Origin of the sequence: Bacillus sp. FSL R5-0659 (genome assembly GCF_038008785.1) — a bacterium.
In the GTDB taxonomy this organism is placed as follows: domain Bacteria; phylum Bacillota; class Bacilli; order Bacillales; family Bacillaceae; genus Bacillus; species Bacillus safensis.
In genome coordinates, this window is the sequence record NZ_JBBOZU010000001.1 from 3,160,099 (window position 1) to 3,177,216 (window position 17,118).

Sequence of the window (17,118 nt, forward strand, 5' to 3'; positions counted from 1 at the left end):
CCGAGTTTTTATGATAATTTCGAACGTAGGTATGCATCGATAAATGAATCTAAATCTCCATCCATCACCGCTTGAACATTTCCCATCTCCGTATTGGTTCGATGGTCTTTCACAAGAGAATAAGGGTGGAATACATAAGAGCGAATCTGGCTGCCCCAGCCAATTTCTTTCTGCTCTCCTCTGATTTCATCCAATTCTGCCTGCTGTTCTTCGATCCGTTTTTGATAAAGTTTCGATTTCAACATTTTCATCGCACGTTCTCTGTTTTTGATTTGTGATCTTTCTGTTTGGCACGTCACGACGACATTGGTTGGAATGTGTGTAATACGAACAGCAGAGTCCGTCGTATTAACGTGCTGTCCGCCTGCTCCACTTGCACGATACGTATCTACCTTGATATCCTCTGTGCGAATATCAATATCAATTTCTTCATTGAATTCCGGCATAACATCACATGAAACGAAGGATGTATGTCTACGGCCAGATGAATCAAAAGGAGAAATACGGACCAAACGATGGACACCTTTTTCTGCTTTTAAATAACCGTACGCATTATGCCCTTTGATCAGCAATGTCACCGACTTAATTCCTGCCTCATCACCTGGAAGGTAATCAAGCGTTTCAACCTTAAAGCCTCTGCGCTCTGCCCAGCGAGTGTACATTCTCAAAAGCATTGAACCCCAGTCCTGTGATTCGGTACCGCCTGCACCTGGGTGAAGCTCCAGAATGGCATTGTTTTTATCATAAGGTTCGCTTAAGAGAAGCTGCAGCTCAAATTCGTTAAATTGCTTCGTTAAGTTCTTCAGCTCTTTTTCAAGCTCTGCATGAAGCTCTTCGTCATAATCTTCCTTTAATAAGTCATGCGTCATTTGCAGCTCTTCATGCGATTCACTGAGCTCATGATAGGAATTCACAGAATCCTTCAGTGCATTGGCTTCATTGATAACGCCTTGAGCCTTTTGCTGATCATTCCAAAAATCAGCCTCTGACATCGTCGCTTCAAGCTCTGCGATTTTGGCTTCTTTTGTTTCTAAGTCAAAGAGACCCCCTAAAATCAGCTAGCCTGCTAGCCATATTTTCAAGCTCTTGTCTAATTTCTACTAATTCCATATCCTTCACCTCATAGATGTATGGGGGCTGACATGAATAGAAAGAGGTTTTCACCTCTTTCCATTACTTATTCTGTCTTCCCATGACAATTTTTATATTTCTTGCCGCTTCCGCAGTGACATGGAGAGTTTCGTCCAATGTCTACGACTTTACGTACCGGCTTTTTCTTCACTGTCTTCTCCTCATCGCCCTCTTGTGGCTGATGAGCCGTTGTTTGACCTTGAACCACTTCTTCGCGTTCTAGGTTGTTTTGGATTTCTGATTTCAAGACATACTTGGCCACATCATCTTCAATTGAAGCAACCATATGCTCAAACATCGCAAATCCTTCCATTTGGTATTCACGAAGCGGATTCGTTTGTGCATACGCACGTAAATGAATACCTTGACGCAGCTGATCCATTGCATCGATATGGTCCATCCACTTCGAATCCACCGCACGAAGAACGATGACTTTTTCAAATTCACGCATTTGTTCTTCGCCGAATGTTTCTTCTTTTGCATCGTATTTTTCTTTAATACGATCCATGATGAAGTCTGTGATTTCATCTGCTTCTTTACCGAAGATATCTTTGACCGTGATGGCACCTTCGTCTAAATAGTTCGTGTTGATTAATTCAACAAGACCATCTAGTTTCCATTCTTCAGGCAGCTCTTCTTTTGGCGTATAAGATCCCACAGCACGCTCAATTGAAGATTGGATCATATTGATGACAATTGATTTTAAGTTGTCGGAATCGATGACTTCAAAACGCTGTTTGTAGATCACTTCACGCTGTTGACGAAGCACATCGTCATATTGCAGAAGCTGCTTACGGGAATCAAAGTTGTTCCCCTCTACACGTTTTTGTGATGATTCAACGGCTTTAGACACCATTTTACTTTGTATTGGTGTAGAGTCATCCATGCCAAAGCGGTCAAGCATCGCCATCGTCCGCTCTGCACCAAATCGGCGCATCAATTCATCTTCCATGGATAGATAGAATTGGGTAATCCCTGGGTCTCCTTGACGTCCAGAACGTCCGCGAAGCTGGTTATCAATCCGGCGGGATTCATGACGCTCTGTCCCGATAACAGCCAGACCTCCAAGTTCTTTTACACCTTCGCCAAGCTTGATATCTGTACCACGTCCTGCCATGTTTGTCGCAATGGTCACAGCACCTTTTTGACCAGCCTCTTCAATAATTTGTGCTTCACGCTCATGGTTTTTCGCGTTTAACACTTGATGAGGAATGCCTTTATTTTTAAGCAGCTTAGAAATAAGCTCAGATGTCTCAACTGCTACTGTTCCGACAAGAACTGGCTGTCCTGTCATATAGCGCTGCGCAACATCCTCAGCCACTGCTTTAAATTTACCATCCATTGTGCGGTAAATTAAATCAGGTCGGTCATCACGAACTACTGGTTGATTGGTCGGGATTGACACAACCTGCATGTTGTAAATGTTACGGAATTCTTCTTCTTCCGTTTTTGCTGTACCAGTCATACCAGATAACTTTTCATACATACGGAAGTAGTTCTGGAACGTAATTGTTGCTAGTGTCATGCTTTCGTTCTGCACTTCAAGACCTTCTTTTGCTTCGATGGCTTGATGCAGACCTTCACTATAACGGCGTCCTTTCATTAAACGTCCTGTGAAGGAGTCTACGATGACTACTTGGCCTTCTTCTACCACATAATCCACGTCTTTTTGCATCGCAACATGTGCTTTCAGTGCCTGAGCGATGTGATGGTTGAGCGCGACATGTTTGACATCAAACAGGTTCTCGATGCCGAATGCTTTTTCCGCTTTCGTCATTCCGCTTTCAGTCAGCTGCACACTTTTTGTTTTAATATCATACGTGAAATCATCTTCGATTTTTAATGTACGGACAAATGCATTGGCTTGTACGTAAAGCTTTGTTGATTTCGCAGCTTGTCCAGAAATAATAAGAGGTGTTCTCGCTTCATCAATTAAAATGGAGTCAACCTCATCGATCACAGCATAATGAAGTGGTCTCTGAACCATCTGCTCTTTATAAAGCACCATGTTATCTCGTAAATAGTCAAAGCCGAGTTCATTGTTTGTTGAATACGTGATATCAGCGGCGTACGCTTCTCTTTTTTCATCTTTGTCTAAGCTGTTTAAGTTTAAGCCGACCGTTAAACCAAGGAATTCAAAAATTTTGCCCATTTCCTGCGCATCACGGCTTGCCAAATATTCGTTGACTGTCACGATGTGGACGCCTTTTCCAGAAAGAGCATTTAAGTAAACAGGCATTGTGGATGTCAATGTTTTACCTTCACCTGTTTTCATTTCAGCGATATTGCCTTCGTGAAGTGCGATCCCCCCCATGAGCTGCACCTTAAATGGGAACATTCCTGTTACGCGGCGGGAAGCCTCGCGAACCGTAGCAAATGCTTCAACCAACAGGTCATCCACGGATTGTCCTTTTTCAAGTTTTTCTTTAAATTCAATCGTTTTATTTCGTAAAGCCTCGTCAGATAATTTTTCAAAATCTTGAGCGAGAGCTTCGATTTCATTTGCCTTTTTTTCATATCGGCTGATCGTACGTTTCGTAGGATCAAACACTTTGTTTAAGATTCCAAGCATATAATAACGCTCCTCTATTTCATGCAATTTTTCGGCATGTCCAAAAGTTTGACAGGTCCATATTTACCTGCATTTATCATACCATACCTTCTTTCATTTCCAAAGAATTTGCCATAATTTCGCACAAAAAACCCGCCCCTTATGAAAGGAACGGGTTTACTTTATTTAGGTTGTTTTTGAATCAGCATCTACTGATATTTAAGCGTTTGGCTCAATGAGTCCATATTTACCGTCATTTCGGCGATAAACCACATTGGTCAAATTTGTCTCAGCATTTGTGAAAACGAAGAAACTATGACCTAACATGTTCATTTGGAGAATGGCCTCTTCGCTATCCATCGGCTTTAAGTTGAAACGTTTTTGTCTGACGATTTCTGTTTCATCAATCTCTTCGTCATCTTGAACTGCTACTTCAGCCGTACCATTTCCTCCAGCAAATAAGTGCTTTTTGGCACCTTGCTCGCGGAATTTACGGTTTACTTTTGTTTTGTGCTTTCTAATTTGACGTTCTAATTTACTGGCTGCTAGGTCTACTGCATTGTACATATCCTCATTATGCACCTCAGCTCGAAGTGCTAGATCAGTCATTGGAATGGTAACCTCAACTTTAGATTCTTGATCATTGTAAAACTTCAAGTTCACGTTGACTGAAGCATCAACATCTGTCTCAAAATAACGCTCCAGCTTTCCAATTTTTTTCTCGACATGATCTCTTAGTGCAGGTGTTACGTCGATGTTTTCTCCTCTGACATTGTAATTCATGTAAAGAACGCCTCCTTTAAAATTAAGGATATGTAAACCTATTTCTACTTTTCCCTCCTTTTCTCCTGCTCAAACGTAAAAAAAATGTGAATATTTATTGAAATTTGTCGAATTTTGCGGTGCTTCAACTGTTGCTTGCTAGGTGATGAATATATATTCGGCTGATTCTTGAAAAAGACCAGCTCACATTAAATGGTAAAAGATGAAATCGATGTTTTCAGCGATTGAGACAAGGATTTTAAATCCTCCGCAGCGGCTTTCATCTCTTCATTGGCCGCTAATGATTCTTCAACAGCAGCAGACATATACTCTGTTTCTTCTGAGTTTCGTTTCGCACCTTCTTCAATGACACCAACCGTTTGAGAAATTTCCTCTGTACTAGCAGAAATTTGTTCTGCAGTGGCTGACAGTTCTTCGGCTTTCATTGAAATATCACGAATAGATTCCAGGATTTCATGGAAGCTCTGTTCAGATAATTGTGATACTTTTACACCCTCTGCTACATCCCGCTCAACCTTCGTCATCGATTGCGATGACCTTTCTGTATCTTTGTTCACGTTCTCTAGTAATTGACTAATTTGATCTGTCAGCTGACTAGATTCTTCTGCCAGCTTCCTCACTTCATCTGCTACAACTGCAAAACCTCTTCCATGTTCTCCCGCTCTTGCTGCTTCTATGGCTGCGTTTAAAGCAAGTAAATTCGTCTGGTCAGCAATGGCATGGATATGACCTAACAGACCTTGAATGCCTGTAAACTGCGCTTGTACATTGGCCATTGTGGAATGGTGTTCATTCACAGACTCTTTAATAGAACTCATTTGTTTCACAAATTGTTGAATAAGAGCGGCACCCTCTTCAGCCTTTTCAGTCACTGAAATTGAGTGACCCGAAACATCGGACGTGTGTACAGCTGCATTTTGCATGCCAGTCGATACTTCTTGAATGGCAGAGGCGACTTTTCCGACCGCATCTGATTGTTCACGTGAAGCTTCACTGACCTGTTCGATCGAACTAGATGTCTGCTCACTAGCCGATATCGTTTGACTGATGGTTTCCTCAAATTGAGCAGCAGAATCAGCAAGCTGTCTTGATCCGCTTTGCACCTGCAAAATAAGCTGACGCAAATGAGCCGTCATTTGATTAAAGGCTGTGCCAAGCTGACCAATCTCATTTTTAGAGGTCACTTCAATCTCTTCAAGGGTCAGGTCACCATCTGCCATCCTTCTTGCGGCATTTGTGACAGAAACAATTGGTTTTGTCATGCGATGAACGAATCTGACACCAATCACCAGAAAGCCAACAATAATCGCTGCACTGACCAAAATGAGTGTAAGCAATAATTGATTACTATCTTGATTGAGCTGATTGATTTTTTGATCACGTTGTTTTAACTGGTTTTGAGCGAATTCTTTTGTAAAGGTATGTATTTCTTGTTCGATAGGTTGTAATTCTTGAGTGAGGCGGGTGTTGAATTCTTTTTGATTTTGCATATTTAATGAATTAAATAATCGATTCGTTGAGGTGTAGTAGAGATAATTTTTTTCTGAGATTTGATCTAATAGATTTTTTGCTTGTTTGACCGTACTTAATTTTGAAGCTTCTGTTGTTTTCTTATTAATATCTTCATATGTTTGCTCAATTTTCTGCAAATTTTCAGCATCTTGGACGACGACATATGTTTTGATCTGTGCTTCCTGCTTTTGCAGAAGCGCCTCTAATTCCAGCGAGGTCTGATAAAGCTTCACTTCCTTGCTTAATAACGCTTTATAGGATTGATCTGTTTTGTAATAGAGAAAGCTTGAGAATCCTAACATACTGACAAACAATACACATATGACAATAAGCCCAAATAAAAATTGATTTTTTAGTCTCATAATTTCCTCCGAATGGTCTGAATTGGACAAAAATTAATGAATGACATACGGCCTCATACAGGCATGTATTTCATCCATCCACTTTCTATATTCAGGTATAAAATATGATTTCAGGAATGATTGGAAGTGATTTGAAGGGAATGTATAGAAAGCTAGTATATCAAAACTTAAAAATATTTGATCAAACGAACGAATCGTTTTGGCAAAGTGTTCATTTTCAATAATTGAAAGCAGAAGGGGGTGTGTTGTGTCTAAATGAAAGAAGGCATGGATCAGATCATTAAAGATCCGATCCCCTTCTGTTTTGTCAAAATCCTTCTCAATTTCATCTAAATATTTTAGACTCTCTTCTATCGTGTATAGAAGTTCATAATATGTGGTTAATAAAATATAGTCATTTGAACGATACGCCACAGGTCTCACCTATTTATTTCCGTTTATCGTAATATACGCCGTCACTTGTTATGGGCTGGTATGGATTTTGATAATTCAGCTGTTTTGTTTTCTTTTTTTGAATGGCTTGAATATCTGCTTTTATCCCATTTTGGATAACCGTTAATTGCTTCGCCATCTCTTGATCTGTTTGTATGATTTCTCGGATTTTCTCTTTTTCTTGATCCGTCAATTCATGCTGTATATCTCTCATTAATTCGTCTCTCTCGATTAAAAAGGCGTCAAAGTCTTCAACCAGTGTCTCACTTTGCGGATTTTCCGCTATCTCTGCTGCCATTTTTAATGTTTGATCATGCAGCTGGTCCACAATACTCATAGAGAGCCCCCAATAGAGTGGTGGCGGCCTTTTCGATCGGTTTGAATGACTTCCTTCCACGCATCACGGAAATCAGTTACGTACTGTTCTACTTCATTCAATATCTCTTCGTCATTTTGAAGATTGGCTTCTATCAGCCTGCGATAAATGTAATCATACATACTTGCCATACTCTTTGATACGTCATAGGAACGATTTAAGGTGACATTTAATTCTTGAATTATGTTTTGAGCCTTTTTCAGGTTCAAGTTTCTCGTTTCTGCATCCTCTTTTTGAATGGCATGCTTCGCTAGTCTGATGAACTTTAAGCAGCCTTCATAAAGCATAAGCGTCAACTCGGCAGGTGTTGCGGTCTCAATAGAATTTTTCTGATAGGCGGCATAAGGGTTCTGTATTGCCATATGTTATAAACCTCCAATTATTGTCCAAGCAGTTGAGAAAGGTAGCCAGATTGGTTGTTTAGCTTTTGAATTGCACTATCCATCGCATTAAACTTTTTGTAGTAACGGGCTTCAACCATTTTTAAGCGATCTTGGAATGTACTCATTCGTTTTGTCAAGGAATCAAGGTCCTTACCAAGTCCATATTCCTTTGATTCCATTGTTGTGCTGCCAGCCTTTTTTTGAATACTTTTCGTTAAGGCTGATAAGGAATTTTTGACACGATAAATGATTCCTTGTTCTTGATATTGCTGCTGCGCTTTGTCTTTATCTTTTGAATCCACATTTAAACTACCCGAGATGAACATTTGTCTGACCTTCTCCGGGTCTTCTTCAATGGCTTTTTTTAATATCTCTACTCCATCACTACCCTTAATAAATTCAAGCTTCCCGCCATCTTTATAACTGGATGATGTCGAAATACCGATTTGTGTGAGTTGGATTTTTTCCCCATCACTTGTCGTAATATTAGCATACAAATCACTTCTTATTTTAGAGGCACCAGATCGTAAAATGGAATCACTTCTCAGCAAGCCAGACTTCGCGGTCGTTTCCCATAGCTCTATTTCTTTTTCAGACATCGCTTTTTTCTCTTCAGCCGTTAATGGATGATAGTCTCTGTTTTTCTTTTCATTGACTTTTCCATTAATCTGCTCAACGAGTTCGTTATATTTATCAACAAATTGTTTAATTTTATCATATATGGCATCAACATCTGTTGAAACGTTTAAGCTGACGGGCTTATCTGTGGTTGCTTTAAGCTCGTACGTAATATCAGCCTGTGTGAATGTATTGTTGTTATTCTCCATTTTCAGACCATTAATCTCGTATTGCGCCTTCTGTCCTTGAGTGGTCGCAACTAATTTGTTATCTCCATCTACTTGGAATCCTAATTGCGTTAAAAATGAAGCCGAATTGCCATCAGCTGCTTTAATACTGACGCCTTCACCCGTTGTCCGAGAAGTAAGAGCAATTGTATCCACGTAGTTAGTGCCATCAGAGATTTGGCCTTTGTAAGCCGTCACACCTAATTGTGCGCTGTTCAGCTTTTTCACGATGTCATCAATTGTGTCGGTATCAGAAGTATTGATTGTCACCATTTTTGGTTTTGTCGAATCTGGTGTCGTCACTTCAAACGTAAACGTTCCGTTTGTTGGTGTAAATCCAGATGTACCAGAAGATTTGAAGACGGAAGCTGTCGCTAGCTGAGTGACATGAATAGAGCCAGAGGTCGCATTTGTTGATCCAGTTGCTGTGACAGCAGATTCATTAGAGCTTGTCACCTTTTTGGCACCATATGTGCTTGGAAGATTTAACTTTAAACTGTTGATCAAATCATCTAATTCTTTAATTTTCGAGTTAACCTCGCGATAGCTGTCTCTTTGCCATTCAAGTGTTTGTTTTTGGCGCGTCATTGTATCAAGTGGTGCCTGCTCCGTTTTCATCAGCTTTGATACGATTTCATCAATATCGAACACATTTGAAAATCCAGTAATACGATTGACCATTGTTTATGTTCTCCCTTCATTTACATCCTTTTATCTACAAATAAACCGACAATTTCTGTCATTGCCGCATAGAAATCAAGCCATTCCTTGGAAGGAATTTCTCTAATAACTTCTTCTGTTTGGTTATCTACGACTTTGACATAATATTCATTGAGTTTTTCATGTAATTCAAATTGAAGATGAAATTGAGTAGGCTCAATCAGCTTGTTTGCGCCTTGAAGCGTTTTTTCAATTTCTTCTTTTGAAACAGCCCTGCCATTTGCTTGTGAGTCAGAGTTTACATTGTCATTCTGGTTATTAGAAACACGGGTTTGAAATGCATCGATAATTGGCTCTAGCGATGTCAACTTACCAACAGACATAGTTATTCAGCTCCTGTGCTTTAATCTATCTTTTATATCGGCTTTGAATTTGCAAATTAAATATAGATGGACCGATTTGTTAAAGTTTCCTATAGATCATGAACATCTGTATCGAACACTTTCACACGGAGAAGGACAGCTGAATGCAATAAAAAAATCCTCACTTTTTTTGTGAGGATAATTGAGAGAGGAGATCTAAGGATAAGCTCGCAGCACGATTGTTCTCTTCTTGAATAGACAGGTACACTTCTTTCCTGTGAATATCAATGTGCTTAGGAGCCTCAATCCCGACTTTCACTTGATCGCCCTCGATTGAAATAATCTTGACTTCAATATCATCGCCTATTTGAATTGACTGGTTTAATTTACGAGACAGCACTAACATGAGGATGCCACCTCTAACAAATGTTTTGTATGATAGGCTGAATCATGCAAAATCACCTGCTTGGCTTTCATGTTTTTCCGGTTCACAATAATAGGCGCTCTTAAATTAGCTGTTGTTTTTTCAATAGATGATTCCATTGTTAAAATAACCATTACTTCCACATCATTGGCATCTTCTACTTCCAGTATGTCTACAACCGTTTCGTCTAAATCAAATTCGTATTGATTGAAGAATAAAAACGGACTGCTGACGATAAAGCCTAATGCTGCGTTTTTCAATGATTGAAGAACTAAAAACGGAGATTCTTCTGATAAAGGCAAAATGACAAACTGTTTTTGATCAAGAAATCCTGGTATCCCGTTAGAGAAGTTGATGATTTGCTCCTCTTTGATTGTCACTTCACCATGGTATTTTGTTTGAATGATCATAATTCACGACCTTTTTCGTTTTTCTTAACTATACCTTATCACCATTTTGGCCCGTTTCGTCAACTTCTATTTTTAATTCTGGGTATTGTAACATATCAATATTGACCTTACCTGGCTGGTAGTTAACGATTGGTTTATGAGGTGTTGCCTCTATGACAGCTTTTTGCGGCTCCACATCAATTTGAAGCTCAGAAGGCTGATAGTGAATTTTCACACTAAAGAATGAAGGTATCACACCAATGGTGAATTGTTTTGCTGGAGGACTGCCGTTGATCTTGGCAAATTCAGCAATCACATTTCCACCATTCTCGATCTTGATAAGTTCACTTCCTTCTTCCGCTCTTCGGCCCATTCCTTCTCCAACAGCACGCTTCCCCTCAGCTGCCCATTCCTCAGAACGTCTAAAAATCGACTTGATGTCCATATCGGCAAATGCCTCGGTTTGATCAATGGTTAATTTCGATGGTGTCCTTTTGATATCCATGACAGCTCGCGGCTGCTGAATCTCAAGGTCCGCTCGTGGCTGCTCTACTTCTTGCCGGGAAGGAGTTGTCGACATTTGAAGCTTTGCATAGGTTTGCTGCATTAATAATCTAGGGATTTGCATATGTTCACCTCCATGATGCAAAAAAGCACCCATCGGATGCTTTTTATTATCTTAAGAAATCAACAAGGGATGGCTGAATGACTTTAGCTGTTGTCGCTAAAGCAGCTCTATTCACCGTCTCTTGTTGAAGAAGATCAAGAATTGCCTTTTCACTTTCAACATCTTCATTATCTGATTTAGCATTTTTCAATACTTGGTATTGTGAAGTTAAACGACTTCCTACTAAGTCAACACGATTCGAACGCGCTCCTAGGTCAGATCGCTCAGCACTCATCACTTCTTTAAACTGATCGATACTTCCTAATGCATCATCAGAATTCGCGAATGTTCCATTTTTCAATGAATTTTCTAAATCAGTCAGCATTTCAATGACATTTTGACCGTTGGCCTGTCCACCAAACGCTGAAATTGGATTTGAGTTTACATTTAAAGTAATCCCATCAGAAATATTCGCTTGAACAACATTCGCATCTGTATAATTTTCGAAGTTAAATGTATACGTTCCGTCTGCATTCTCAACAACTGGTTTAACATTTGTATTTGTCCCATTAAATACGAACTTACCTAGCATTTGAGTGTTCATTGCATCGATGATTTGATTCTTCATCTGACCAATTTCCACTCCGATAGCTGCTAAATCTTCTGGCTGCTTTGTTCCGTTTGCCGCATCAAGCACTTTATCTCGTATATTTGACATAATATCAATAATTTCAGTGACACTTGTTTCAGATGTATCAATCCAGTTTTGTGCTTCATTTAAGTTATTTTTATACTGTTCATTTCGAAACAAGGCAGTACTATATTGAAGGCTTTTTACTGCTGCAACAGGATCATCAGACGTATTCGTGAAACGTCTTCCTGTTTGTGCCTGCTCATTAATTTTAGAAAGTTTTTCGTAACTTTTACTAATATTTCGAAGTGAGTTTTGAGAAATCATACCTTGTGTGACTCGCATCCGTTATCCCTACCTTCCTACGACACCCATGCCGTTTATTACCTTATCCAGTACTTCATCTTGTAATGTCATAATTCTCGCAGCCGCATTATATGCATGCTGGAATTGGATCATATTCGTCATTTCTTCATCGATGGAGACAGCGCTAGTCGACATTCTACGTTCATTGGCTGAATTGACAAGAGCAGCTGAACTGCTTTCAAGCGTCATGTTCTTTTTCCCTTGTACCCCCATCTCAGCAATAACATTTTGGTAATAATCCTGAATGGTCGTTGTATTTCCGCCGATTGGTAATTTTAAGTCTTGTATATTAGCTAATTTCGTAGCATTCGAACCGTCACCTTGAGTTTGATTGAGAGATGCTGCAATATTATCTGTTGATGCTAAAATGACATCGCTCACTTTAATACGAGCTGCCAAACCTTTATTCAACTCATTGTTATTCTCGATATCAAAAAAGTCTTGTCCACTTGCACCAGTTAACGTGTACCCCTGCTTATGTACATCGTTAAATGTATCCATGAATACTTTTGCTACTTCATCCAGTTCTGCAAGCATATCTGGATACATGCCTTTTTCAGCACCGTTTGACATGTAGCCATAAGCCTCAACAAGTGCTTTTACTTTACCGTTTACTTGTAATTGATCCGCTGCAATAGTTGTTGTTCCGAATTGAAGTGAGTTAACAAGTCCCGTAGTATTATCGTAAGAGATTTGCAGTTCAGACTTTTCATTTGTAATACCATTCAAAATGTTTCCAGCAGATTGTCCATTTGCACCGATAATGTCGATATTGACAGTTCCTTCAGCAATTTTAAGTGCATTACCGCCAGGTGGATTGTAGCTGACCTTAATATCAACAAGTGAGGATAATTGATCTACCAAAGTATCACGTGTATCATAAAGATCATTTGGAAGATATCCATTTGGCTCAACTGCTGCAATCTGTTTGTTCACTTCATCTATTTGAGATAATAGAGTGTTCACATCTTTGGCTGTTGAATCGAGTTCCGTTTTCAAATTCTTTTGTACCGTTGTTAAAGAAGAATTGAGCAGACGGAATTGGTCAACTAGAGCCTGTGCACTTGTTTTAACAACTGTACGTGCAGAAGCTGTATCAGCATTTTTTGTTTCTGATAAGACCTGTAATGATTTCCATAGGTTATCAAAAGCTCTGTTCAAGCCTTCATCCGTCAAATCATTCATAACCCCTTCCATCTGTGAAAGGGCATCTGACTTCGTTGAGTAGTAAGACAAGTTGTTGTTATGATCTCTATATTGTAGATCTAAAAAGCTATCTCGAATTCTTTCAACCGTTCCAACTTGTACACCTGTCCCCATTTGACCATACGTCTTTCCATCATAAACAGAAAGGACTGGATAAGGATTTTCTGCTTTAAAGGTCACTCTTTGTCTTGAGTAGCCTTCCGTATTTGCATTGGAGACGTTGTTTGATGTGACATAAAGCCCTGCACGCTGGGCTGTGATTCCTCTTTTTGCCGTTTCTAGTCCCATGAATGTAGAACCCATTGGTATCCTCCTTGTTTACGCCTTTGAATCAAACAAAGCCCTTTGCTGTTTAGGCTTTGAACTCTCAAGACCATTTTGTCCGTAATTCATATTTTCTTTATTGGGGTTAACGAGATCGAATGTCAGTGAAATAAATTGAAGTGACTGCTGAATAAGCTGCTTGTTCAGTTCATTTACATCTTTTAGTTCCACCATGATGTCATTTAGTTTCTCATATAATGAAATGAGCTCTTCTTGATCTGTACCTTCAGCCTTTTCGATACATGCAGTGATGGTTGGTGATTGATCACTTTGTAAAAATTGAACGGTCGCTTCAATTCGTTTTTCTTCTAATTGAGAAATGGCCTGAATATACTTTTGCTCTAAATTCAGAACCTCTGAAAGAGCATCAATCTCATTGCTTTTCAGCATTTCTGTTTTATCCTTAGACAACTTTAATAGCTGTTCATGCAATCCATAGAGACGATGCAGTTCTTCAATAATTATTTTAACTGACATTCACGCTGCTCCCTTTTGTTATTGTTGTTTATAAAAATTCAGCATTTTATCTGCAATGCCTTTTGTATCTACTTGATATGTTCCGGCTTCAATGCTTTTTTTAATTTGGTCAATTTTATCTTGACGTTCTCTCATAATATTCGGCACCTTTTGCATTTCGATTGCCTTTTTAGAAATTTCGACTTTATCAGTTGATTTCGCTTGATTCGATTGCAACGTTTGTTTCTCATATGTTTTCTTGTAAGGATTTACTGGTTGTGTTCCATATCGATTAATTTTCACGGGATTCCTCTCGCTTTCCGTTACAGTCTGTCTTGATTCTATCCATTTTATCGACCAAACTGCAACTTAGTTTAGGGAATCAGTCGTTTTTAGGATTAATGGCATAATAGGTGTCTTTTTTCCTAGATTCAATCTCCCTTTTACGCTCTTCTTCTTGGTTCATTTGGCTGATTTGCGAATGAATATCCTGTTCACATTGGCTACATAGCTTGTTTTTCCTGATCGCTTTGCCACATCTTTCACAAGGATAATTAATATTCGGAAATTGACTAATTTGCAGTCTTTTCAAACGAATAAATTTCAAGATTAATTCTTCATCAACCTCAGTTGCATCTACTATTTCAGCGATGGTTGATTGTCTATTACTTTGTTTTCTTAAGAATTTATATACGATATCAAAAGAACGTTCTTCTTCTTCATAGCATTTGTTACAAACCGTTTGGATGGTGGTTTTTAAAAATAGCTGATTACATTGTGGACAGTTTGCCAATTGATTCATAACCAAAACCCCTTACGTTATTTTCTTTTCTTATTATCGGTTAATTATCATGATTTTTAACTACGTATCAACGTAAAAGAAGAAACACTTTTGGCACCTGCGTCTTTTAAAATTCTTGCTGCATCATAAATGGTTGCTCCCGTTGTATAGATATCATCAACTAATATAATATCCCTTTGAACAATCACATCTGTATGCTTTATTTGAAACAATCCTTTTTGATCTAGGCGTTCATTTTTCTTTTTTTTGGACTGCTTACTTTGATGTATTTTCACGAGTGGCTGCAATATTGGCTTACCTATCAAGGAAGCGATGATGACGGACTGATTAAATCCTCTTTCTGTTAGTCTTTCATGACTTAAAGGGATCGGAATCAGCAGTGGTTCTTTTATGCTGAAGGAATGTTTAAATGCTGCTTGTACATCTCGTTTAAACAGCTCAACTAAAGCCGTATCACCCCGAAATTTAAAGCGGGCAAGGACATCTTTCATCAACTCATTGTAAGTATAAACTGACCTATTTTTCACAAGAACTTTAGTAGAATCAGGGCGTTCATTCCATCTATCGCAGTCCTGGCACATTTGGTCATTTGACTGCGCCCTTCCACACGTTGGACAAATAGGACGCTCAATCTTTACTAAGTCATTCTTACATGCTACACAAAGACGATCATCATTTAATAGTAGGAATGATTTCCAGGTAAAAGCCGGCACAAAATGTCCCTCACAAATTTGGCAATTCAATTGTTTTTCTTGTTCAGCAGCAGACGATTTTCACACCTTGGAAATGCGGAGACCTTGGAAGCTGCTTCTGTCAGAATAACTAGCATAGCAGTATTCTTCTGTTTATCCACCATCTCAGATTTACTGTAAGATATTTTATCGATGTCTGTTATATATTGTGGTTTCACTTGATTCAGTGAAATTGCTAATACATCTTCCATACACTTTTCACAATGACAAATCATGTTTAATTGGTTGAGATATTGATAGAGAATTTCCTTGAGTAGTATTTCTTTTGCATTGAGTAGCATATTTTGTCTCTCCTGCCATTTGTGTATTGTGAATATAATGTACCATGATTTAGTTGAACCCACACTGTTTTTCAGAAAACTCATTTGCAGCCGTATCATTCATTTTAACGATATGCTTCTTTGCTTGTTTCATACTTCTCGTTAAACCAAAATGAAAAAGGAAAACGTCTCCTGTACAATAATCCGGGTGTCTGCCTACTCTTCCAGAAATCTGAACAAGTGCACTCTCTGTAAAAATAGTAGATTCCGAACCTAATACCCCCACTTGAACATTTGGAATGGTTACGCCTCTTTCTAGAATAGTGGTTGTAACTAGTACATCGTATACGTAATCTCTAAAGTGCTGAACCTTTTGTTTCCTATCTGGATCATCGGCAGACACTCCCTCCACGTTTAAGGAGTGTTCTCGAAGAATTTTCGTTACCTTCTTCATGGTAGCAATTGAAGGAACAAAAAGTAATACTCTTCTTTTATTTGCAATATGTCTCTGCATCCAATTCATCACTTTACGGGGCAGCTGATTCTTTTTTAATTTCTTTTTCCAATGTCCAATCCAATGAAAGGTCGGTACGGGTAATGGTTGTTTATGAAAACGCAGAGGAATTTTTATCGCTTCCAGTTTTCCACTAGAAACCTCTCTCGTCATTTTTTTAGAGGGTGTCGCACTTAAATAAATCCTAACCCCTCCGTTCTTTCTCATCGCCTTTAGAACAGCAAATTGGAGACGTTCATCCATTGAATAAGGAAAGGCATCGACTTCATCTACAATGACCACATGAAATGCATTTTTGTACCTCATCAGCTGATGGGTTGTGGCGATCACTAGCGGTGCAATCTGAAACCTTTGAGAACTGCCTCCATAAAGTACGGCTATTGTCATCCCTTGAAATGCTTTTCTAAGTCGTGGTTCGAGTTCAAGCACAACATCTGTTCTAGGGGTCGCAATACAGACACTCATTCCTTGATTTAACGCATATTCGATTCCGTGAAAAAGCACCTCCGTTTTCCCTGCCCCGCAAACCGCCCAAACAAGCAGATCAAATTTGCTTTTGATAGCTTCAATCATTTTTTCTGACGCTCTTTTTTGTCCTTTAGACAGCTCTCCCTGCCATGTTAATTCAGCTCGATATGTTTCTACTTTTTGTGGACCTGTCCATTCATAAAGAAACCCACATTCAGTTGCTTTTCCCATCATGATGCATGATCTACAGTACACACAATCCTTTTGACACACTTCACATGGAGAGTGAGCAAAGTACCGCTTGTGTGATACACCGCACCGGCAGCATGTAAAACCATTTGCTTTCCTCTCAATCGCAGGTGTTCGATTGACTAAGCCCTTCTCCTCCAGCCAATCCAATTTGTACTGTGGGCACCTTGTTTCGGCGGTGAGCAAATGGCGTGAATGCAGCTGCCGCATTAGTTCCATTGCTTTGTCCATATTCAACTTAACCAAACACCTTTCAATTGATGTTTGCCTATT

20 protein-coding genes and 1 pseudogene are annotated in these 17,118 nt (G+C 39.2%); all 21 read right to left on the reverse strand.

Annotated elements, in window-relative coordinates; all coding sequences use genetic code 11:
- Positions 1-8: 8 nt before the first annotated feature.
- The 21 genes and pseudogenes from prfB to NSQ72_RS16535 all read right to left on the reverse strand — a co-directional run bounded on the left by prfB (position 9) and on the right by NSQ72_RS16535 (position 17,082).
- Positions 9-1,110 (reverse strand): peptide chain release factor 2 gene (gene prfB, locus NSQ72_RS16440; protein ID WP_098677688.1). Its coding sequence is split into 2 segments (ribosomal slippage): positions 9-1,037 and positions 1,039-1,110, totalling 1,101 coding nucleotides; the frame shifts between segments, so codons are not numbered across the junction.
- A 67-nt stretch (positions 1,111-1,177) separates the two neighbouring features.
- Entirely contained in the window at positions 1,178-3,703 is a 2,526-nt protein-coding gene (gene secA, locus NSQ72_RS16445) for a preprotein translocase subunit SecA (RefSeq protein WP_106025568.1), read from the reverse strand.
- A 198-nt stretch (positions 3,704-3,901) separates the two neighbouring features.
- On the reverse strand, positions 3,902-4,465 hold the full coding sequence (hpf, locus tag NSQ72_RS16450) for a ribosome hibernation-promoting factor, HPF/YfiA family (RefSeq protein ID WP_024423608.1): 564 nt from the start codon (positions 4,463-4,465) through the stop codon (positions 3,902-3,904).
- Between the two features lie 188 nt (positions 4,466-4,653).
- Positions 4,654-5,601 carry a methyl-accepting chemotaxis protein gene (locus NSQ72_RS19380; RefSeq protein ID WP_404841323.1) on the reverse strand — a complete coding sequence of 316 codons (948 nt, stop codon included), beginning with the start codon at positions 5,599-5,601 and terminating at the stop codon, positions 4,654-4,656.
- Positions 5,593-6,339 (reverse strand): annotated as a pseudogene (locus NSQ72_RS19385) (HAMP domain-containing protein); the annotation flags it as partial. The gene NSQ72_RS19380 and the pseudogene NSQ72_RS19385, both read right to left, overlap by 9 nt.
- Before the next feature lie 33 nt (positions 6,340-6,372).
- Complete coding sequence (locus tag NSQ72_RS16460; RefSeq protein WP_039181775.1) at positions 6,373-6,753, reverse strand: hypothetical protein; 381 nt, start codon at positions 6,751-6,753, stop codon at positions 6,373-6,375.
- A 13-nt stretch (positions 6,754-6,766) separates the two neighbouring features.
- Positions 6,767-7,108 (reverse strand): flagella biosynthesis regulatory protein FliT, encoded by a 342-nt coding sequence (gene fliT, locus NSQ72_RS16465; protein ID WP_039181778.1) that lies wholly within the window; start codon positions 7,106-7,108, stop codon positions 6,767-6,769.
- A complete protein-coding gene (gene fliS, locus NSQ72_RS16470) occupies positions 7,105-7,509 on the reverse strand; it encodes a flagellar export chaperone FliS (RefSeq protein WP_041088057.1) in 405 nt (134 codons plus the stop codon). Before fliS ends, fliT begins: the two co-directional genes overlap by 4 nt.
- 17 nt (positions 7,510-7,526) lie before the next feature.
- Complete coding sequence (locus tag NSQ72_RS16475) at positions 7,527-9,056, reverse strand: flagellar hook-associated protein 2 (protein ID WP_341084693.1); 1,530 nt, start codon at positions 9,054-9,056, stop codon at positions 7,527-7,529.
- 20 nt (positions 9,057-9,076) lie between these two features.
- Entirely contained in the window at positions 9,077-9,418 is a 342-nt protein-coding gene (gene flaG, locus NSQ72_RS16480; RefSeq protein ID WP_039181788.1) for a flagellar protein FlaG, read from the reverse strand.
- A gap of 160 nt (positions 9,419-9,578) precedes the next feature.
- Positions 9,579-9,803: a carbon storage regulator CsrA gene (gene csrA / locus NSQ72_RS16485; protein ID WP_008360181.1), complete on the reverse strand. Its 225-nt coding sequence runs from the start codon at positions 9,801-9,803 to the stop codon at positions 9,579-9,581.
- On the reverse strand, positions 9,797-10,231 hold the full coding sequence (gene fliW / locus NSQ72_RS16490; RefSeq protein ID WP_041088051.1) for a flagellar assembly protein FliW: 435 nt from the start codon (positions 10,229-10,231) through the stop codon (positions 9,797-9,799). The genes csrA and fliW overlap by 7 nt, the downstream gene beginning before the upstream one ends.
- A 28-nt stretch (positions 10,232-10,259) precedes the next feature.
- A complete protein-coding gene (locus NSQ72_RS16495) occupies positions 10,260-10,838 on the reverse strand; it encodes a DUF6470 family protein (protein ID WP_341084694.1) in 579 nt (192 codons plus the stop codon).
- Between the two features lie 46 nt (positions 10,839-10,884).
- Positions 10,885-11,793, reverse strand: a complete 909-nt coding sequence (gene flgL / locus NSQ72_RS16500) for a flagellar hook-associated protein FlgL (RefSeq protein WP_039181799.1) — start codon at positions 11,791-11,793, stop codon at positions 10,885-10,887.
- A gap of 9 nt (positions 11,794-11,802) precedes the next feature.
- A complete protein-coding gene (flgK, locus tag NSQ72_RS16505) occupies positions 11,803-13,323 on the reverse strand; it encodes a flagellar hook-associated protein FlgK (protein WP_126682364.1) in 1,521 nt (506 codons plus the stop codon).
- Positions 13,324-13,338: 15 nt separating this feature from the next.
- Positions 13,339-13,821 carry a flagellar protein FlgN gene (locus NSQ72_RS16510; protein WP_024423619.1) on the reverse strand — a complete coding sequence of 161 codons (483 nt, stop codon included), beginning with the start codon at positions 13,819-13,821 and terminating at the stop codon, positions 13,339-13,341.
- Positions 13,822-13,839: 18 nt separating this feature from the next.
- Positions 13,840-14,103 carry a flagellar biosynthesis anti-sigma factor FlgM gene (gene flgM, locus NSQ72_RS16515; protein WP_024423620.1) on the reverse strand — a complete coding sequence of 88 codons (264 nt, stop codon included), beginning with the start codon at positions 14,101-14,103 and terminating at the stop codon, positions 13,840-13,842.
- A gap of 79 nt (positions 14,104-14,182) precedes the next feature.
- Positions 14,183-14,602, reverse strand: a complete 420-nt coding sequence (locus tag NSQ72_RS16520) for a TIGR03826 family flagellar region protein (protein WP_039181808.1) — start codon at positions 14,600-14,602, stop codon at positions 14,183-14,185.
- Positions 14,603-14,658: 56 nt separating this feature from the next.
- Positions 14,659-15,345 (reverse strand): ComF family protein, encoded by a 687-nt coding sequence (locus NSQ72_RS16525; protein ID WP_064497978.1) that lies wholly within the window; start codon positions 15,343-15,345, stop codon positions 14,659-14,661.
- Positions 15,342-15,635, reverse strand: coding sequence for a late competence development ComFB family protein (locus NSQ72_RS16530; protein ID WP_039181811.1), 294 nt, complete (start codon positions 15,633-15,635; stop codon positions 15,342-15,344). Before NSQ72_RS16530 ends, NSQ72_RS16525 begins: the two co-directional genes overlap by 4 nt.
- Before the next feature lie 49 nt (positions 15,636-15,684).
- Positions 15,685-17,082, reverse strand: coding sequence for a DEAD/DEAH box helicase (locus NSQ72_RS16535; protein ID WP_151284859.1), 1,398 nt, complete (start codon positions 17,080-17,082; stop codon positions 15,685-15,687).
- Positions 17,083-17,118: the final 36 nt, after the last annotated feature.

Bases quoted from the DNA above. Each gene is read 5' to 3' on its own strand.
- fliW (WP_041088051.1), bottom strand. From the start codon at position 10,231: ATGATCATTCAAACAAAATACCATGGTGAAGTGACAATCAAAGAGGAG.
- NSQ72_RS16520 (WP_039181808.1), bottom strand. From the start codon at position 14,602: ATGAATCAATTGGCAAACTGTCCACAATGTAATCAGCTATTTTTAAAA.
- flgK (WP_126682364.1), bottom strand. From the start codon at position 13,323: ATGGGTTCTACATTCATGGGACTAGAAACGGCAAAAAGAGGAATCACA.
- fliS (WP_041088057.1), bottom strand. From the start codon at position 7,509: ATGGCAATACAGAACCCTTATGCCGCCTATCAGAAAAATTCTATTGAG.
- fliT (WP_039181778.1), bottom strand. From the start codon at position 7,108: ATGAGTATTGTGGACCAGCTGCATGATCAAACATTAAAAATGGCAGCA.
- flaG (WP_039181788.1), bottom strand. From the start codon at position 9,418: ATGTCTGTTGGTAAGTTGACATCGCTAGAGCCAATTATCGATGCATTT.
- secA (WP_106025568.1), bottom strand. From the start codon at position 3,703: ATGCTTGGAATCTTAAACAAAGTGTTTGATCCTACGAAACGTACGATC.
- NSQ72_RS16495 (WP_341084694.1), bottom strand. From the start codon at position 10,838: ATGCAAATCCCTAGATTATTAATGCAGCAAACCTATGCAAAGCTTCAA.
- NSQ72_RS16510 (WP_024423619.1), bottom strand. From the start codon at position 13,821: ATGTCAGTTAAAATAATTATTGAAGAACTGCATCGTCTCTATGGATTG.
- NSQ72_RS16530 (WP_039181811.1), bottom strand. From the start codon at position 15,635: ATGCTACTCAATGCAAAAGAAATACTACTCAAGGAAATTCTCTATCAA.
- NSQ72_RS19380 (WP_404841323.1), bottom strand. From the start codon at position 5,601: ATGACGGCTCATTTGCGTCAGCTTATTTTGCAGGTGCAAAGCGGATCA.
- csrA (WP_008360181.1), bottom strand. From the start codon at position 9,803: ATGTTAGTGCTGTCTCGTAAATTAAACCAGTCAATTCAAATAGGCGAT.
- hpf (WP_024423608.1), bottom strand. From the start codon at position 4,465: ATGAATTACAATGTCAGAGGAGAAAACATCGACGTAACACCTGCACTA.
- flgL (WP_039181799.1), bottom strand. From the start codon at position 11,793: ATGCGAGTCACACAAGGTATGATTTCTCAAAACTCACTTCGAAATATT.
- NSQ72_RS16475 (WP_341084693.1), bottom strand. From the start codon at position 9,056: ATGGTCAATCGTATTACTGGATTTTCAAATGTGTTCGATATTGATGAA.